This is a genomic window from Chryseosolibacter histidinae, from assembly GCF_018598225.1.
Classification (GTDB): Bacteria; Bacteroidota; Bacteroidia; order Cytophagales; family Cyclobacteriaceae; genus Chryseosolibacter; species Chryseosolibacter histidini.
Genome location: NZ_JAHESF010000005.1, coordinates 157,857 through 174,283, shown reverse-complemented (window position 1 = coordinate 174,283; position 16,427 = coordinate 157,857). Strand labels below are relative to the sequence as shown.

Genomic DNA, 16,427 nt, shown 5'->3' with positions numbered 1-16,427 from the left:
CCCGCACTTCGTACGTCGTTCCCGATAGCTATCGGGATCGTACCTCGTACCTTCTAAAAGGGGTGGAAGCGAGCCGCTTGTAACCCGCTTCCCCCTTAACCCAAAACGCTTATTCGGACCGCAAACGAGTCGCGGGATTCACCATAGCGGCGCGAACTGACTGGTAGCTCACGGTGAGCAATGCCACCAGCACTGAAAGCAGGCCAGACAAGGCGAACACATCCCACGTGATGTCGATCCTGTAAGCATAATCTTTAAGCCACTCCTGCATCAGGTACCATGCGAGGGGCGCGGCCACCACAAACGAGATCAGCACCAGCATCACAAAGTTCTGGGTCAGCAGCCTGAAGATGCTGTTGACAGATGCACCCAACACCAGGCGGATGCTGATCTCTTTGTTGCGCTGCTCTACCATGAAGGCAGAAAGCGCAAACAAACCGAGGCAGGCAACAACAATGGCCAATACAGCAAAGCTGGCGAAGATCTGGCCCATGCGCTGAACGTCGTCATACATGCGTGCGTAACTCTCGTCAAGGAATGTGTAACGTATGGGCTGATGGGGCATGACTTTGTCCCATACGTTGGTAACCTGTGCGATCATGCCGGCCATATCTTCCGTCTTTACTTTTACGGCAGCAATGGATCCCCATCCACCCCGCACAAAGGCGAGCGGACCGATCTCTCCTTTCATTGATTCAAAGTTAAAATCTTCCACCACGCCGATCACCGTAAAAACTTCCCAGGTCATGATGCGCTCACCGACAGGGTTCTTGAATCCAAACTCTTTGGCCATGGCCTCATTGATGATAATGGACTGTGAATCGGATGCCATCTCTTGCATAAAATTCCTTCCCGCCACCAGCTTCATGCCCATGGTGCCGATAAAATCTTCATCGACATACCATTTCTGCGCGCCGATGGATTTTTCCTCTTTCGATTTTCCTTCTCTCCAGAAAGAGTTCTGGTCGCGTTTTGTACCTTCCACCGGCAGATAAGAGCTCACCGTAACATCTTCCACCCCCGGAAGCTTCCTCAGCTCATCTTTAAATGTCTTCTGATTGGGCAGTGTGTTCGCCCCCTGTACCATGATCACCTGCTCTTTGTCAAAACCGACCTTCGTATTCAAGATGTAGTTCATCTGACGGTAAATAATGAAAGTGCCGATGACCAGGATGATGGAAGTGGTAAACTGAAAGACCACCATGACGCTTCTCATTTTCGAATTCCGGGTGCCACGGCTGATGCTGCCCTTCAGCACATCGATGGGCTTGAAGGCGGAGAGATAGAATGAAGGATAGACGCCCGCCATAAAACCGATCACCAAAACAGAAAGCAGGAGCAGCGGGAACAACCACCATGCCGACCACGGAATAGACAATGTGCGACCAGCCAGGCCGTTGAAATACGGCATCGCGAGGCATACAATGACAATGGCAAGCGCAAAAGACACCAGGCTGTAAAGTACAGACTCTGTCAGGAACTGCCGCACCAGGTAACCACGAACGGAGCCCACCACTTTTCTCAGGCCCACTTCTTTCGCGCGGTTGGCCGATTTAGCGGTGGAGAGGTTGATAAAATTGATACAGGCCAGTGCCAGGATAAAAAAGGCAACCCCACCGAAAAGCCATACATACCTGACGTCGCCATGCCGGAGATTGTCCCAGATAACTTCCTCCTGCAGGTAGATATCGCTCACAGGCTGCAACCGGAACGAGTGATACTTGCGCACATCCTCCAGGCTCTTGTCGCCCATCTCTTTCAGATAACCGACATAGTGGGTATCCCTCACAGAGAGCAGCTTCTTCTCGAGCTGCGCGGGGTCGGCATCAGGCCTGAGCCTGAGATAGATGTTGTAGTTCCAGCAACACCAGCTGGTCTGCTCGCCCTTCCAGAATTCTTCCTGCGTGAGCGTGATGAGAAAATCATACTGAAGGTGCGAGTTGACAGGAAACTCCTTCATCACACCACCAATGGTATAAGGTCTTGATTTATCCTCGTTAAAGATAACGGTCTTGCCAACGGGATCTTCACCCGGAAAATATTTGTCGGCTTTACGTTTCGAGATAACAATGGTGTTCGGTTGGTCCAGCGCATGACGCGGATTGCCATAGACCAGCGGGATCTGCAGGATGTCGATGATCTCAGGATCTGCATAAGCAAAACCTTCCTCGTATGTGCTCTCAATCTGGTCTTGTCTCCTGAAAAGATTGTTTCCGGCATTGTACCAATTGTACGGGATCAGCCTGCCTGCCTTCTCGATGTCCGGGAAATCGGTTCTGAGGATCTGGGCAACAGGTGCAGGAAAGGATGTCCAGTTTCCGCTGTCGTCACCACCCTTATACTGGTTGTACATGCGGAAGAGCCGGTTGCTGTCGGTATAATACTTATCGTAGCTGATTTCATGCCTGATAAAAAGGAAGATGATCATGCAGGTAGCCAGGCCGAGGGCAAACCCTCCGATCTTGATGGCCGTGTACATCTTCTGCCGCGACATGGTCCGCCAGGCGATGATGAAATAATTTTTGAACATAGCAATATGATTGATTGTGGAATGTGATCTTTTACGGATAGCAAACGGCTGCAGGAAATGCAGCACATTAAAGATGAAGAGCAGGTCTGCTCTTTTTTTGCCCAACCTGGAACGCCGTCGCCTGTACAGCTCGAGCATGTCACCCATTACCGCCTCGCACAGGTGATCGTTGCAGTACCAGTAAAAAAAGCGGATAGCCCACCCGGGAGCCCCTTCGTTATGCAAACGCCTCTGCTTCATATTTTACCGCCCTCCCAAACGATCTTCGGAACCTGCTTCCACATGCTGTTGCGCATTTCACGCGACTGGTTCAGCACCTTGGTGCCTGCCTGCGTGAGGGTGTACAGGCGTTTGTCCCTGCCCCCGCGGGTTTCGGTAGCACCGCCCATGCGTGACCGCAGATAGCCTTTGTCTTCGAGCCGCACGAGCGCCTTATGCACAGCACTCATCATCACGTTGCGGCCGGTTTGCTTCTCCAGCTCGTCTACAATGGCCAGGCCATACGCATCGTCGAACAAGATCCCGACGGTGAGCAGCACCAGCTCTTCGAACTCTCCTATGTAGGTTCCTTTCATCGTATTTGTTTCACCTTTGCCTAAATATACCCGGCAAACCGGGAAAGGTTGCATGATGGATAAATATTTTTTTCTCAGCGTGGGAAATCTCTCTCTGGAATCTGCGAAATCATGCTGATAACAAGGGTTTTACGCTGTTGCGGAGCGTTGTGGAATAAATTCGTCAGCCCGGCACGCGATGACCTCTACGATAATTCGCGCGATTATATTAATTTAGGTATTCCAGTTTTCACGTCAGGCCTGTTGGACGACGTCTCAGAAAGAATCCCGAGCACTTAACAACGTATTATGCAAGATGAAAAACAATTGAAGATCCTGATGCTGGAAGACAGCAAGGACGATGTGTTTCTGATCGAACGTGTACTCCGCAAAGACAACCTGTCTTTTGTTAAGGAATGTGTTGACACCCGCGATGAATTCAACGAGGCCATCCGCAGATTTCAGCCCGACGTGGTGTTGTCAGATCACGGCCTGCCCGGGTTCAACTCGCGCGAGGCTTTGAAGATCTGTTTAAAGGAGCGATCCTCCACTCCATTTATATTGGTGACCGGTACAGTTTCTGAAGACTATGCCATTGCCTGCCTGCGCGACGGCGCTGACGACTATATTCTGAAATCGAACCTTTCGCGACTTCCTGCCGCCATCAGGGGTGCCGTGAAGAAACGCAAGCTCGAAAAGTTGAAACGTGAGGCGAGGCATGCGCTGAGAAAACAGAATGAAGAGCTGCTGAAGGCAAACCGCGAGCTCGACAGTTTTGTATACAGTGTATCGCATAACCTGCGCGGACCACTGGCATCACTGATGGGATTGCTGCACATAGCCAAAGATGAAGATAAGGACCAGCGACTCGTGCAGGTGCATGACATGATGAGCTGCAGCATGAACAAGCTGGAAGATACCCTGAAAGAAATTCTGGAATATTCACGCAACGCCAGGGGTGAGCTTCAACCGGGAAAGGTGGACTGGCTCAGGACCATCGAAGCCAGCCTCTCGAAGCTCGAGTATCTCGACAAGGGTGGCAAGGTGGAGAAACATATCCGGCTTCAGACCGATGTGCCGTTCACCTCAGATGCCGGTCGCCTCGGCATCATCTTCATCAACCTGCTCTCCAACGCCATTTTATACAGGGATAAGAACAGGGACGCCGTTGTGAACATCGACGTGCTCACCTCCGAGAAGACTGCCACCATCACCATCAAAGACAATGGCATCGGCATCAAGGATGATATCAAACCCCATGTTTTCAATATGTTCTATCGCGGCACGGAGTTGAGCCAGGGTGCAGGGCTCGGCTTGTATATCGCGAAAGAAACTGTTTCGAAGCTGAGGGGTACTATTGAAATTGAATCCACACATGGCGTTGGCACTAGCGTTACCGTTACGGTGCCGAATATGAATTGAGGTTCCGACGTTTGTCACCTCGCTCAATAGCCACGGGCTTCACCTGTGGCTATTGACATTCAGCCTTTCAGGGCTGGTCGCATGCGAACGGTGATCGTCCGTTTCGAGATGGGGCAACTGTCATTTTATGATGTTTTACGCGTTCTGCGGATGTGGCATTCAAGTTGGGTATACGGTCATAACCTCACCTAAAAGAAGATCAGTATGCTCAGGAATTATTTCAAAACCGCGCTCCGGAACCTGCTCCGCCAAAAGATCACCCTGTTCATCAACGTTGCCTGTCTGTCAGTGGCCGTGGGCTGCAGCATTGTGGCGTACCTGTTCGTTGATAACCATGTTAACCGTGAATGGTATCACGCCAACGCAGAGAAGATCTTTTTAGTCGAGCGACAGGCCAGGGAAGAAGGCGACCTGTATACTTACGGCACCACGCCTACCCCGCTGGGGCCTGCCATGACTGATCTTGCTCCTGTGGTAAGAACGGTGCGCGTCGCCATTTCGCAAGCCACGATCCTTTCCGGTGGCAACGAGTTTGATGAACGCATCCGGCTGGTAGACCCGGGCTTTATGGACATGTTCACGCTGCCCCTGGTGGACGGAAATTCCAGCGCACTCCGTGATAAAAATGCTGTGTTCCTTTCGCAGGATCTGGCCAGAAAATATTTTGGCGAGGAGAACGCGATCGGCCGCACCCTTCAGATCAAACTCCAGGATCAGGCAGAACGGTCATTTGTGGTGCGGGGCGTTACCGAACATATTCCCAGCCAGAGCTGTGTGGAGTTTTCGATCTTCATGTCGTACGAGAACCGTTTTGAAACGGGCTCTACACATTCCGACGACTGGAACAACCTGACCCAGGCTACCTTCATCCAGGTTGACAACCCTGCGGATATCGCCCGTGTAGCGTCGCAGATGAAACCTTTCATCACACTGCAAAACGCTGCCGACAAAACGAACACACCTGTAAAAGCATTTATCTTCGAAAACCTGCTTGACATCAAACGCAATGTGGGCAACGTAAAAAATTCCATCGCAGGACGAAAACTCTCCTGGCAGGGTGTGATCATGTTCTCTTCCATCGCCACCTTGCTGCTGTTGCTCTCATGCTTCAACTTCATCAACATTTCAATGGCCGCAGCCGGCACCCGGTTAAAAGAAATTGGCATCCGCAAAGTGATCGGCGGCAACAAGCTTCAGCTCATCTTCCAGTTCCTCACAGAAAATGTTGTGGTTTGCCTCGCGGCTTTTATAATCGCCGTAGCCCTCACCGGCAGCTTCCTGCTCCCGGCATTCAACAACATCTTCGGCAACGGGCTCATCATGGACTTTTCGCTGCGCATCAACCTCTGGCTGTACATGGGCGCATTGCTGGTGCTGGTGGGCGTAGTGTCTGGCCTATATCCGGCACTCTACATCGCTTCCTTCAAACCCGTTGTCATCTTACGTGACCGCCTCCGGTTCGGGTCGAAGAACAGGTTCATGCAGTTCCTGTTGTCGTTCCAGTTTGTGCTCGCCTTTGTGACCATGATGGCGAGCGTTGGCCTTACGCTCAACCTGATAGACCTGAAAAATCGCGACTGGGGTTATGACCATGAGAACATCCTCGTGGTAAAGGTCAAGTCACCGGAACAATACAACCGGATGTATAAAACCGCCCTGGAGCAATCGCAAGTGCTGAGCGTAGCGGGCGCCAAACAACATGCCGGCATCTACCGCACCGAGATGAACGTAACAGCGGGTGAGGCACAATCTCACGCCATCGTTTTTGAAGTAGGCAATCATTATCTCGAGACAATGGGTTTTCACCTGACGTCGGGCAGATCTCCCGGCACTCGTAGTGAAGTGGTTGTGAACGAACTTTTCGCCAGGCAATTCGGGTGGGAAACAGGTGAAGGTCGTACCATCGTGATCGACAGCACCACGTACGCCGTAACAGGTGTCGTCAGGGATTTTCACCACGACTCTTTTCAGAACGACATCGAGCCGCTCGTCTTCAGGCTGGGCGATGAATCACAGTTCACGTACCTGGTGATGCGAACCGCACCGGGATCAGCAGCACAGGCGAGCGCTTCGTTGAACAGTGCCTGGAAGCATGACTTCCCCGATGTTGCCTTTCATTATTTTTTCCAGGACCAGGCCTTCGATGAAATGTACGAGAACAGCAACGGACTGCTGCGGATCTTCACGTTCACAACGGTGCTGGCACTGCTGATGTCATGTGTGGGTTTGTTTGGCCTGGCAGCGCAACGCGCGCTGAGCAAAATGAAAGAGCTTTGCATCCGTAAGATCTTCGGGATCCCCCAGGTGAAAGCGATCCTGCTCGTGAACGGGCATTTCCTGGTGCTGCTCACGGTGTCGGCGCTGGTAGCCACACCGGTCAGTTATCTTATTCTCACCGCGGTGCTCGACAGTTTTTATACGTACAGGATGGAGATCGGCCCGGCATCATTTATTATCGCCTATCTCCTGGTGATCGTGACGATGTTGCTGACGCTGCTGAAGAAGTTTGTGGAGATCACGCGTATGAATCCAGCGGATATTTTACGAAATGAGTGATGGGTGATGCGCCTTGATCGAGTATTCCTGTTACGTGCCAAAACGTGCAACGCCTGATGTCTTACCTGTGGCACGTAAATACTAAAAACGCAATATCCATGGGCTTCACCCATGGATATTGACATTACGCCCTTTCAGGGCTTACATGCATCTGACTTTGATGGAATTTATACTTTTGCTGACTCCGTCTCTTTAACACATTGACGTACCCTCCTGACTCCTTACTCCTGGCTTCTGACTCCTGTTTAAGCCGCGATCATTTCCCTGTTGTACTTGTTCCTGTATTCAATGGGTGACAGGCCGGTGATGCGCTTGAAGGTGGTGCGGAATGCTTTTGTATCGGTGTAGCCAACTTTGTACATGACCTCGTTCACGTTTTCGCGTGATGTTTCGAGGCTCATTTTGGCAGCTTCGATCTTGACGCGCTGGATGTATTCTACCAGTGTGTTGGAAGTGGCTTTTTTGAATCTCCGCTCCAGGTTGCGGCGGCCCAGTGCGAGCATGGAGGCGAGCTGGTCAACGGTGATCTTTTCCTGAAAATTATTCTCGATGAATTCCTGCGCCTTTTTGATGGGCTCATCTTCGTGTTCTTTCTGTCCCTGGAAGATGATAAAAGGCGACTGGCTTTCGCGCTCTATTTCGATGGCGAATACCTTGGCGTTGAGAATGGCCATCTCACGGCCGACATATTTTTCGATCAGATACAAAACAAGGTTGAGGTACGAGTAAGCACCACCGCTGGAATAGAGGCCGCGTTCATCGGTGATCACTTTTTCCGCCATCAGGTTTACTTCGGGGAACATCTTCCTGAAGTCGTTGGCCGCCAGCCAGTGCGTGGCAGCTTTCCTTCCATTGAGCAGGCCGGTAGAAGCCAGGATAAAGGCGCCCAGGCAGAGGCTTGCCACTTCAGCGCCTGCTTTATATTGTTTGGTGATCCAGGGAATAAATTCCTTGTTGGCTTCCAGCGCGGCTTTCATTTCGCCATCAACAGCAGGGATGATCACCAGATCTGTTTTTTCCACGTCGTTCAGCAAGGTATCGGCGTGGATGGTCACCAATCCGCCACACAGCGGTGTTTCTTTTTCGAGACCCACCAACTGCACCTTGAACACAGGGGGTTCGCCTTTCGCTTTGAAAAACTGGTTCACCTGCGTGAACAGCTGACGTGGTCCTTCGATGCTTCCTAAAACAGCTCCCTTGGGAACTAAAATTGAAATGTGTCTCATTTGGTATCTTAAGTTTTAGCCTGGTCTCTGTGAACCGGCGTTGCTGCCGGGGAAAGGGAACGCCGGGTTCCGTAAAACAAAACTAAAAAGATATGGTGTCGTAATCAACCCCCTCGATTGTCGCATTTGCACAGCGTTTGCCAGGACCAATGATAGTACGTTTGTAAAGTCAATCAAGCAGCGCCTTTTATGGAACCTTATAACCTGAACAACGATCCCAAAGCTGGCAGCATTTCGCTTCCCATGGCGATTAGGCCAGCTTATTCCGCCAACGGATCTGCGAAAAGCAGCTTTGCGAATTATCCGGCGGCGGTTCTGATACCTTATGGCAGTGTTTTTTTCAGTGTTGAGCGGTATAAAGCCACGGCATGAAAAAGGAAATACTTTTTATACACAGCGCGGGGCCGCAAGGGCCTGATGAAGGCAGCAGCAAACTGGTGGCCTATCTGCACACAATTTTGGATGCAGCATACCAACTCCGTTGTCCCGCCATGCCTGAACCGGAAAATCCGCGGTACGAAGCCTGGAAAGAGGCGATCTATCGCGAGCTCGGTGTGCCCGGCGGCGAGCTGATCCTTGTCGCGCATTCACTGGGTGCTTCTGTGGTGCTGAAATACCTGTCGGAAGAGCCGTGCAAACGATCCATCACAGGCCTGTTCCTGATCGCCGCACCGTATTGGGGCAAAAAAGGATGGGAGATAGATGAATTTGTGCTGCGGGAAGACTTCGTGCCGAAACTGCCTCCCATTCCGAAGATCTTTCTTTACCATAGCCGCGACGATGAATGGGTACCTTTCGGGCACCTTGCCCGGTACGCCAAAAAATTTCCCCAGGCAACCATACGCAAGATCAACGGAAGTGAGCATGAATTCGGCAACGGGCTGCCGGAAATGGTGAGTGATATCACAAGCCTGTCGGGCCATGTGATCATGAACCTCAACTAAGAAGGTACGAAGTACGAGGTACGATTTGATAGAACCCAGGTAACGACTCAAAGTTTGTAAAGAATGATAGAAGTTTTTAAGACCAATGTTAAAGACCGTGATCATGCAAACATGCTGGTGGATCAGATCCACAAGGTCTTTGAGGATTACAATGCCAATTTCGACCTGGAGGATTGTGACAGGATCCTTCGCGTGAGATGCACAACGGGGTCGGTACAGCCTTCCCTGCTGATCAACCTGCTGGAAGGCCATGGGTTCAGCGCAGAAGTGCTGCCATAAGAAAATAAAAAATGCCCTGACGGGATCTTAACCACAAACCATCACGTGAAACTGTTTCTTTATTCGCTGGCAATTTCCGCAGAGCAGGCCACCTACCTCACAAAGTTAGTCGGCAAGGACCCGGAAGACATTTCTTTCGCACTCATTGAAAATGCGGCGGATGTTGTGCCCAATTCCAGGGACTGGCTGGGAGGTTTTCGCGACATGTTGCAATATAACGGCTACCGCCTCGAGCGCGTGGACCTGAGAAACTGGCGCGGGAAGCAGAAAGCGTTGCATCAGAAGCTGGCCAGCAAGGACGTGATCTGGGTCGGCGGAGGCCATACCTATTACCTGCGCTGGATCCTCAAAGATACCGGTGCAGATAACAGCATCCGGGAGCTTGTAAGCAATGGAAAAGTATATGCGGGCTGGAGTGCCGGCGCGCTTGTAGCCGGACCTACTTTGCGGTATTTCGAGACCATGGACAATCCTGACGGGCTGCCCGAAGTGATCACGGATGGGCTCCATCTCACGCATGTGGTGCCCGTACCGCACCTCGACAACCGCGATTTTGCAGAAGACACAAAACTTGCCAACCAGCAGCTCGAGCAGGCCGGATACAATACCGTGCTGCTCGGCGACACCCAGGCGCTGATGATCGATGGGGATGCGCACACCATTCTGTAGTTTAAATTGCGACTGCCGGATCATTAACAATAAAATAATGTCGCAATTAACCCTGCTGAAAGTCGGAACTACAACCCCTGCAACCAAAAGGTTTCTTTTATATTTGCAACCATAAGGTTACATAAATATGCGAAGAGATGTATTTCAGGGAATAGCGGATCCCACCCGGCGCGAGATCCTCAACATGATCGCACATAAATCATTGAATGTTAATTCAGTAGCTGCGAATTTCGAGGTAAGCCGCACGGCCATCTACAAGCACATCAAGATCCTGACGGAATGCGGGCTTGTAGTGGTCAGGCAGCAGGGGCGCGAACGGTATTGCGAAGCAAGGCTGAAAAAGCTCAGCAAAGTATCAGACTGGGTGGAACGGTACCGCAGTTTGTGGGAGGCGAAATTTGATTCACTGGAAGCTTATCTTGGAAAGCTGGAGGCTAAAAAGAAGAAGTACGGGAAGAAAAAATCATAAGCACAGGGGCGCGAACCGTCTGTAAAAAGCAAATATTTCCAAAACCAATATAACTGATAAAGCGTATGGATATTCTGTTAGCAATTCTATTCGTCATTGCAGGCCTGATAGCACTGATCCTGATCATCGCATTGTTCTCCAAAAAAGAATATGCTGTTGAGCGACAGATCATCATCAACAAGCCACGCCAGAAAGTTTTCGACTACATCAGGTTCTTAAAGAACCAGGAGCAGTATAGCAAATGGGTGATGATGGATCCCAACGTACGGAGGGATTACCGGGGCACCGACGGAACGGTTGGCTTTGTTGCCGCGTGGGACAGTGACATCAAAGACGTAGGGAAAGGCGAGCAGGAGATCAAAAACCTGAAAGAAGGTGAAAGGATGGACCTCGAGATCCGTTTCGTGAAGCCTTTCAAGAGCATATCGCCTGCCTACATGACAACAGAAACAGTGGCGGACAGCACCACCAAGGTAAGGTGGGGGTTCAACGGCAAAATGCCCTACCCGATGAATGCCATGCTGCTGTTCATCAACATCCCCGAGCTATTGGGAAAAGACCTGGAGATAAGCCTGAACAACCTCAAAGGTGTTCTTGAAAAATAAAACGATATACCTTCAACACTTAAACACTCATACCATGGCAGCTTTAAATCCATATCTGAACTTTGACGGTAAGACCGAAGAAGCGTTCAACTTTTATAAATCAGTTTTCGGTGGCGAGTTCGACACCTTTCAGCGGATCAAGGAAATACCTGGCGGAGACCAGTATCCTCCGAATGAGCAGAACAGGGTGATGCACGTATCGTTACCGATCGGTAAAAGCGGCACGCTCATGGGATCTGACACGATGCCTTCTATGGGCCATACCTTGAACCAGGGTAACAATGTGCACCTTGCGATCAGCCCTGACAGTGAAGAGGAGGCGAAACGGCTCTTCGACGGACTGTCCGCAGGCGGCAAAGTAGTGATGCCGCTTGAAAAGACATTCTGGGGCGCGCTTTTCGGAATGTTCTCCGATAAGTATGGCGTCTTGTGGATGGTAAACTACACCTACCAAAAATAGGTACGAGGTAAGAGGTACGGGGTACGGGGGTTCGCCTTCGACACTTCGTACCTCGTTCTTCGTACCGCGTACCTTTTAACTTTTAATATGACTACCCAGAACAACACTCTTACTATTAGTAAAATATTTACCGTGATCAAGCAGTCTCTCAAGGGAGAGCAGCAGGATTACACCCAGGGCAGCATTCCCAAAGCCGTATTTTTACTGGCCATCCCCATGATCCTCGAGCTCAGCCTCGAGAGCGTGTTCGCGGTGGTGGACATGTTCTTTGTGAGCAAGCTTGGCGAGAATGCCATTGCAACGGTAGGGCTGACTGAATCGGTGATCACCATCATTTATTCGGTGGCCATCGGTCTGAGCACGGCAGCCACGGCCATCGTTGCCCGCAGGATCGGAGAAAAAAATCCCGACGCCGCAGCGCATGCCGGCGCACAGTCACTGGTGGTGGCCCTGATCGTAACGCTTCTGTTAAGCATCCCTGGTGTGATCTTCGCAGGCGACATCCTTACCATCATGGGTGCCAGCAATGAAGTTGTGGCTGAAGGTACAACGTTTGCCCGCATCATGTTGGGCAGCAGCGCGGCCATTATGTTGCTCTTCCTGATCAACGGTATCTTCCGGGGTGCTGGTGACGCCGCCATGGCCATGAAGAGCCTGTGGATCGCCAGCCTCATCAACATCATCCTGTGCCCTATTTGTATTCATTTCTTCGGATTAAAAGGTGCCGCCATCGCCACGGTCTTCGGCCGCAGCTCGGGTGTGTTGTACCAGTGTTACCACCTGTTCAAAGGCAGTGGTATTCTGAAGTTCCACGGCCGTTACTTTAACTTCAACACCGGCATCGTGAAGTCGATCGTGAACATTGCGTGGCCAGCTACCTTCCAGTTCATCATCGCCAGCGGCAGCTGGATCGTGCTCACCAGGCTGGTAGCGGAAACAGGTGGAACGTCAGCATCGGCGGGTTATCAGATCGCCTTCCGCAATTTTGTGTTCTTCATCCTTCCCGCATGGGGATTGAGCAACGCGGCGGCAACGCTTGTAGGTCAGAACCTCGGCGCCAAGCAACTGGAAAGAGCTGAGCAAAGTGTTTTGCTTACCGCGAAGTACAATGCCATTTTCATGACCTTCGTGATGCTGCTGTTCCTGTTCTTTGCCACACCCATTGTCAGGATCTTTACGCAGGATGACACCGTGGTGCGTTATGGTGCACTTTCTTTACAGATCATCGGTTCGGGTTATATTTTTTATGGCCTTGGCATGGTGATGATCCAGGCTTTGAATGGCGCTGGCGACACCAGAACACCTACAGTCATTAACTTTATATGCTTCTGGCTCTTCCAGGTGCCCCTCGCTTATTTCCTGGCGAAGGGATTAGACCTGAAGTCAACCGGAGTCTTCATCGCTATCCCGGCAGCAGAAACGGTGATTGCGCTGGTGGCGTGGTATTATTTTAAGAAGGGGAAGTGGAAAGAGGTGAAAGTTTGAATTGTTGCCGGTTGCCAGTTGCCGGGTAGCCGGTTGTGAGGCCTCAGATATGAGATATGAGACTTGAGATTTGAGACATGAGATGTTTCGTTTCTTAGGTCTCATATCTTTTTTTCTGGAGTTTGAAACCCTAAATGCTTAGTTATACCACCAAACTGGCAACCGGCAACTAGCAACCGCACCCAATTACTTCTTCGGAATGCTGACATCTCCTCCAACAACTGGTCCCGCTGTTCGTAGCGTGGTGGGTGCGCTTCCCCATTCGTCGTTGTAGTAGATCACATTGCCGATGGTTACATCGGAGGAGTTTTTCAGGCGGATGACGGAGCCGTTGTCTTTTGGGCGGATCACTTTCAGATCGGAGAAGCGGGCACCGAAAACATCGTCGAGGAAGATGGCGTAACGGCTGTCGCGCTTTTCAAAACTGAAGGAGCAATCTTTTAGTGTAAGGCCCTGAACGTGTCGCGCCCAGATCCCGTACGAAGGCTGTACCTTCAAATTGGAAACGTTGTACTGCCCCACCCCAAGCTCAGGTGGTGCCTGGGTTGTGTCCGATGCCGGGTTGCCTCCCTTCACCAGCACTTTCATATCGCTGAACACCACATTGGTAATGTAGCCTGTATGCTTACCATTGGGAAGTTTAAAATCGAGGCCCCCTTCTACCGCCGCAGTTGCCGGCAGGCTGTATCCGGCAATGATGGGGGTTGCTCTTCGTTGCGAGCCGTCATATTCTTTCCACCGCTCGCTTTTGCTTCCATATGAGCTTCCGGCATACACTTCGTAAACATCAATGCCATTGAGAATGATGTTCTCTACCTGCCCGATGTTCACATTCTTCACCAGCAGCTCGTTGTGCTTTTCGCCATTGTCAGTGAACGCGTACTTGCCCACTTCAGCGCCCAGGATGCGGCCACGGTTGGAGATGGAAATAAAGAACGGTGCAAACGTACGGTACATGACCGACCGCGTGTGGATCTTGCCGGTGTGCCCGCAGTTGAGGTGAATGTCTTTGATGTGCGCGCCATCGTTGGTGGAGATGGAGAACCCCGCTTTGTTGGCGCCCAGCACGTAAATGTTGTCGACGTGAATATCCATGATATCATCAGCGGTCTCCGAGCCGATCTGGAACAGGTTGCAGTTGGTGTCGCCGATGATGTTGCGTACTTTATAGTTACGCGCCGGCCGGGTGAAACCCAATGAGCAATCGGAGCCTGGTTTCACAATGTCGTCGGAGCTTACTTTCGAATAGATATTGGTGACGGTAACATTGTTGCAGGCCATGAAGTCGTAAATATCACGGGCATTGCCACTGTTCTCTTTGCCGAAATAAGTGTTGTGCACATGAATGCCATCCGTGCCGGTGGCGAGCAATACAAAGTGACCCGCGCGATCGATCTGCAGCATGTTGCTTACATCGAAATCTTTCGCATCGTTCTTGCCGATGTAATACGGCTCATCCTTGTCACGGTCGTACCAAAGGTCATCGCCACGGTAAAGGCCGCCGATCTCGATGTTGGTGCACAACTTGAAGGTGAACATTTTGTCAGCCCGGTTATCAGGGGTGTTGTTCATCACGCGATCTCCCGTTACCAGGTTGCCGTTGCCCGTGATAAGACCATTGCCGATAATTTTGATATTATCCTGCCGCTCCGCGAAGAACATGCAGTTCCTGAAATAATGGTGGCCCACATCCTGCTTGGTAAGGTAGTTCTCCGGATCGGCATAAGGTCCCGCATCGGTAGGAGATAATCCCGAGCGATACTTTTTATCGCTGAACCACGTAGTCTCCGGAGCATCGGCACCTTTCAAAGCTTTAATAACGGCACTTTTATCGACGTAAAGCCAGACATTACTTTTCAGGTGAACGGTTCTCACATTGTAGACTCCGGCGCTGAAGAGCAGTGTGCCTCCGCCCAGCTGCGCAAGATATTCGATGGCCTCATTGATCTTTTGTGTGTCGTCACCGGCGCCGTCACCGCTCACCCCGAAGCTTTTGAGGTCCATTCTTCCGGAATAAAAATACGCGGTGTTAGAAGTCCCTTTGCCCGCGCCATCCTTCAAGGCAAGCCTGAACGCGTACAGCTTGTCGGGCGTTAAACCTGAAACTGTTGCCGTGGATCGCTGCACGTCAATGGATGCCACGGCGGCACTCCAGCTTTTTCCCTGATCCGTCGATTGCATCAGCTGAGCACCGGAAGTCCTGTCAGCAGCGGTCCACCGGAAAGAAGCGCGCGTGTAGCTATCCGGTGATGCGTTGTAGGTGTCTTCACGATTCACCACTCTTTCAAAATCAGAAATGGTGTTCATCACTTTGAGGGTTGTTGTCTCTGCACCCAGGCCGGGACTGGTAAGGGTCTCGGGTTTCGACGTGGTATAGTTTGCGCTGAAAATATAATTGCCAATTTTCGCCAGGTTCACGCCACTGATCACGATCGTGAGGTCGGGGCCATTAGCAGGCCGCAGGTCGAGGTTGCTGAACGTAAGAACAGTACCTCCATCGGCAGCTTTTGTGATCTTCACATCGCCCACCTTGCTGTAAGTGTATTTTGTGCCAACACGTCCGATGGATTGTGTGGCCAGACCACTCAGTTTAACAGCACCACGGCCGATCACATTCACGGTAGTGTTGTCCATCGTTGGTGTGATGCCGGCGGGCAGGTATATGTTCACCGTGGCAGCAGGACTGCGCTGTCCTGCGGTGAAAAAGAGTGTAAGGTCGCGTGAAGTGTTCGCGGTGATCTCCTGTTGCAGCAAGCGAAGCACACCGCCCACGGCCATGGGTTTTACAAGGATGGTGTAGGTTTTGGTGGCTTTACCGTCTTGCGAAGTGACCACGAGCCGGTCTCCGCTTGCAAGCTCGCCTTCGTTTTTGGCAACGTCATCTTTGCCGGTGACCTGGTATTTCTGTGTCGATGCATCTTTTGCGCTCACCTGGAGGAGGAGTGCGGCTACACTGGGTTTGGTAGACACCAGCCCTTGATCTTCAGGAGTATCCACGGTGAATGCATAGGTGGTTCCGCCAACAACCACCAGGGTATCGCCCGAGATGCGGCCGATATGGGTGGCGTTTTTACCGGCGGTAATTTCAGCGGGGTATTTGGGTTTATCTCCCGTAGAAGCGGTAGCCCGAAGTATGATGATGCAACACAGTGCAACCAGCAGGAATGTCTTGTTCATAGTATGAGGTAAAAGTATGCCGTTACCCAATACAAAGACGTGTTTTTGAAA

At 51.3% G+C, this 16,427-nt stretch carries 14 protein-coding genes; 10 read left to right on the top strand and 4 right to left on the bottom strand.

The genetic code is table 11. From position 1 onward, the window contains the following. Positions 1-109 precede the first annotated feature (109 nt). Together KK083_RS07065 and KK083_RS07060 are read right to left on the bottom strand one after the other, a co-directional pair. The gene (locus KK083_RS07065; RefSeq protein ID WP_254161918.1) at positions 110-2,770 is read right to left on the bottom strand and encodes an ABC transporter permease; all 2,661 of its coding nucleotides are present in this window, start codon (positions 2,768-2,770) and stop codon (positions 110-112) included. Continuing rightward, positions 2,767-3,105 carry a PadR family transcriptional regulator gene (locus KK083_RS07060; RefSeq protein ID WP_254161916.1) on the bottom strand — a complete coding sequence of 113 codons (339 nt, stop codon included), beginning with the start codon at positions 3,103-3,105 and terminating at the stop codon, positions 2,767-2,769. The genes KK083_RS07065 and KK083_RS07060 overlap by 4 nt, the downstream gene beginning before the upstream one ends. A gap of 288 nt (positions 3,106-3,393) precedes the next feature. Between KK083_RS07060 and KK083_RS07055 the strand changes: the two genes are divergently transcribed. Together KK083_RS07055 and KK083_RS07050 are read left to right on the top strand one after the other, a co-directional pair. Then, complete coding sequence (locus KK083_RS07055; protein WP_254161913.1) at positions 3,394-4,506, top strand: ATP-binding response regulator; 1,113 nt, start codon at positions 3,394-3,396, stop codon at positions 4,504-4,506. A gap of 204 nt (positions 4,507-4,710) precedes the next feature. Next, the gene (locus tag KK083_RS07050) at positions 4,711-7,062 is read left to right on the top strand and encodes an ABC transporter permease (RefSeq protein WP_254161911.1); all 2,352 of its coding nucleotides are present in this window, start codon (positions 4,711-4,713) and stop codon (positions 7,060-7,062) included. Positions 7,063-7,307: 245 nt separating this feature from the next. Here KK083_RS07050 and KK083_RS07045 read toward each other — a convergent pair whose 3' ends face one another. Continuing rightward, positions 7,308-8,288: a GlxA family transcriptional regulator gene (locus tag KK083_RS07045; protein WP_254161909.1), complete on the bottom strand. Its 981-nt coding sequence runs from the start codon at positions 8,286-8,288 to the stop codon at positions 7,308-7,310. 189 nt (positions 8,289-8,477) lie between these two features. Between KK083_RS07045 and KK083_RS07040 the strand changes: the two genes are divergently transcribed. From KK083_RS07040 to KK083_RS07005, 8 genes are all read left to right on the top strand, one after another. Continuing rightward, complete coding sequence (locus KK083_RS07040; protein WP_254161907.1) at positions 8,478-8,660, top strand: hypothetical protein; 183 nt, start codon at positions 8,478-8,480, stop codon at positions 8,658-8,660. Beyond that, a complete protein-coding gene (locus tag KK083_RS07035) occupies positions 8,657-9,232 on the top strand; it encodes an RBBP9/YdeN family alpha/beta hydrolase (protein ID WP_254161905.1) in 576 nt (191 codons plus the stop codon). The genes KK083_RS07040 and KK083_RS07035 overlap by 4 nt, the downstream gene beginning before the upstream one ends. Before the next feature lie 63 nt (positions 9,233-9,295). Beyond that, positions 9,296-9,511: a hypothetical protein gene (locus tag KK083_RS07030; protein ID WP_254161903.1), complete on the top strand. Its 216-nt coding sequence runs from the start codon at positions 9,296-9,298 to the stop codon at positions 9,509-9,511. A gap of 45 nt (positions 9,512-9,556) precedes the next feature. Beyond that, positions 9,557-10,180 carry a Type 1 glutamine amidotransferase-like domain-containing protein gene (locus tag KK083_RS07025; protein ID WP_254161900.1) on the top strand — a complete coding sequence of 208 codons (624 nt, stop codon included), beginning with the start codon at positions 9,557-9,559 and terminating at the stop codon, positions 10,178-10,180. Between the two features lie 127 nt (positions 10,181-10,307). Further along, a complete protein-coding gene (locus KK083_RS07020; RefSeq protein ID WP_254161898.1) occupies positions 10,308-10,649 on the top strand; it encodes an ArsR/SmtB family transcription factor in 342 nt (113 codons plus the stop codon). Positions 10,650-10,714: 65 nt separating this feature from the next. Continuing rightward, a complete protein-coding gene (locus KK083_RS07015) occupies positions 10,715-11,254 on the top strand; it encodes an SRPBCC family protein (RefSeq protein ID WP_254161896.1) in 540 nt (179 codons plus the stop codon). A gap of 34 nt (positions 11,255-11,288) precedes the next feature. Then, on the top strand, positions 11,289-11,714 hold the full coding sequence (locus KK083_RS07010) for a VOC family protein (RefSeq protein ID WP_254161895.1): 426 nt from the start codon (positions 11,289-11,291) through the stop codon (positions 11,712-11,714). Positions 11,715-11,846: 132 nt separating this feature from the next. After that, a complete protein-coding gene (locus tag KK083_RS07005) occupies positions 11,847-13,199 on the top strand; it encodes an MATE family efflux transporter (RefSeq protein WP_254161894.1) in 1,353 nt (450 codons plus the stop codon). A 186-nt stretch (positions 13,200-13,385) separates the two neighbouring features. Here KK083_RS07005 and KK083_RS07000 read toward each other — a convergent pair whose 3' ends face one another. Beyond that, on the bottom strand, positions 13,386-16,376 hold the full coding sequence (locus KK083_RS07000; RefSeq protein ID WP_254161893.1) for a hypothetical protein: 2,991 nt from the start codon (positions 16,374-16,376) through the stop codon (positions 13,386-13,388). Between the last annotated feature and the right edge of the window lie 51 nt (positions 16,377-16,427).

Coding starts and splice junctions, on each gene's coding strand:
- KK083_RS07050 (WP_254161911.1), top strand. CDS start 4,711: ATGCTCAGGAATTATTTCAAAACCGCGCTCCGGAACCTGCTCCGCCAA.
- KK083_RS07015 (WP_254161896.1), top strand. CDS start 10,715: ATGGATATTCTGTTAGCAATTCTATTCGTCATTGCAGGCCTGATAGCA.
- KK083_RS07045 (WP_254161909.1), bottom strand. CDS start 8,288: ATGAGACACATTTCAATTTTAGTTCCCAAGGGAGCTGTTTTAGGAAGC.
- KK083_RS07055 (WP_254161913.1), top strand. CDS start 3,394: ATGCAAGATGAAAAACAATTGAAGATCCTGATGCTGGAAGACAGCAAG.
- KK083_RS07030 (WP_254161903.1), top strand. CDS start 9,296: ATGATAGAAGTTTTTAAGACCAATGTTAAAGACCGTGATCATGCAAAC.
- KK083_RS07035 (WP_254161905.1), top strand. CDS start 8,657: ATGAAAAAGGAAATACTTTTTATACACAGCGCGGGGCCGCAAGGGCCT.
- KK083_RS07020 (WP_254161898.1), top strand. CDS start 10,308: ATGCGAAGAGATGTATTTCAGGGAATAGCGGATCCCACCCGGCGCGAG.
- KK083_RS07060 (WP_254161916.1), bottom strand. CDS start 3,105: ATGAAAGGAACCTACATAGGAGAGTTCGAAGAGCTGGTGCTGCTCACC.
- KK083_RS07040 (WP_254161907.1), top strand. CDS start 8,478: ATGGAACCTTATAACCTGAACAACGATCCCAAAGCTGGCAGCATTTCG.
- KK083_RS07065 (WP_254161918.1), bottom strand. CDS start 2,770: ATGAAGCAGAGGCGTTTGCATAACGAAGGGGCTCCCGGGTGGGCTATC.
- KK083_RS07010 (WP_254161895.1), top strand. CDS start 11,289: ATGGCAGCTTTAAATCCATATCTGAACTTTGACGGTAAGACCGAAGAA.
- KK083_RS07000 (WP_254161893.1), bottom strand. CDS start 16,376: ATGAACAAGACATTCCTGCTGGTTGCACTGTGTTGCATCATCATACTT.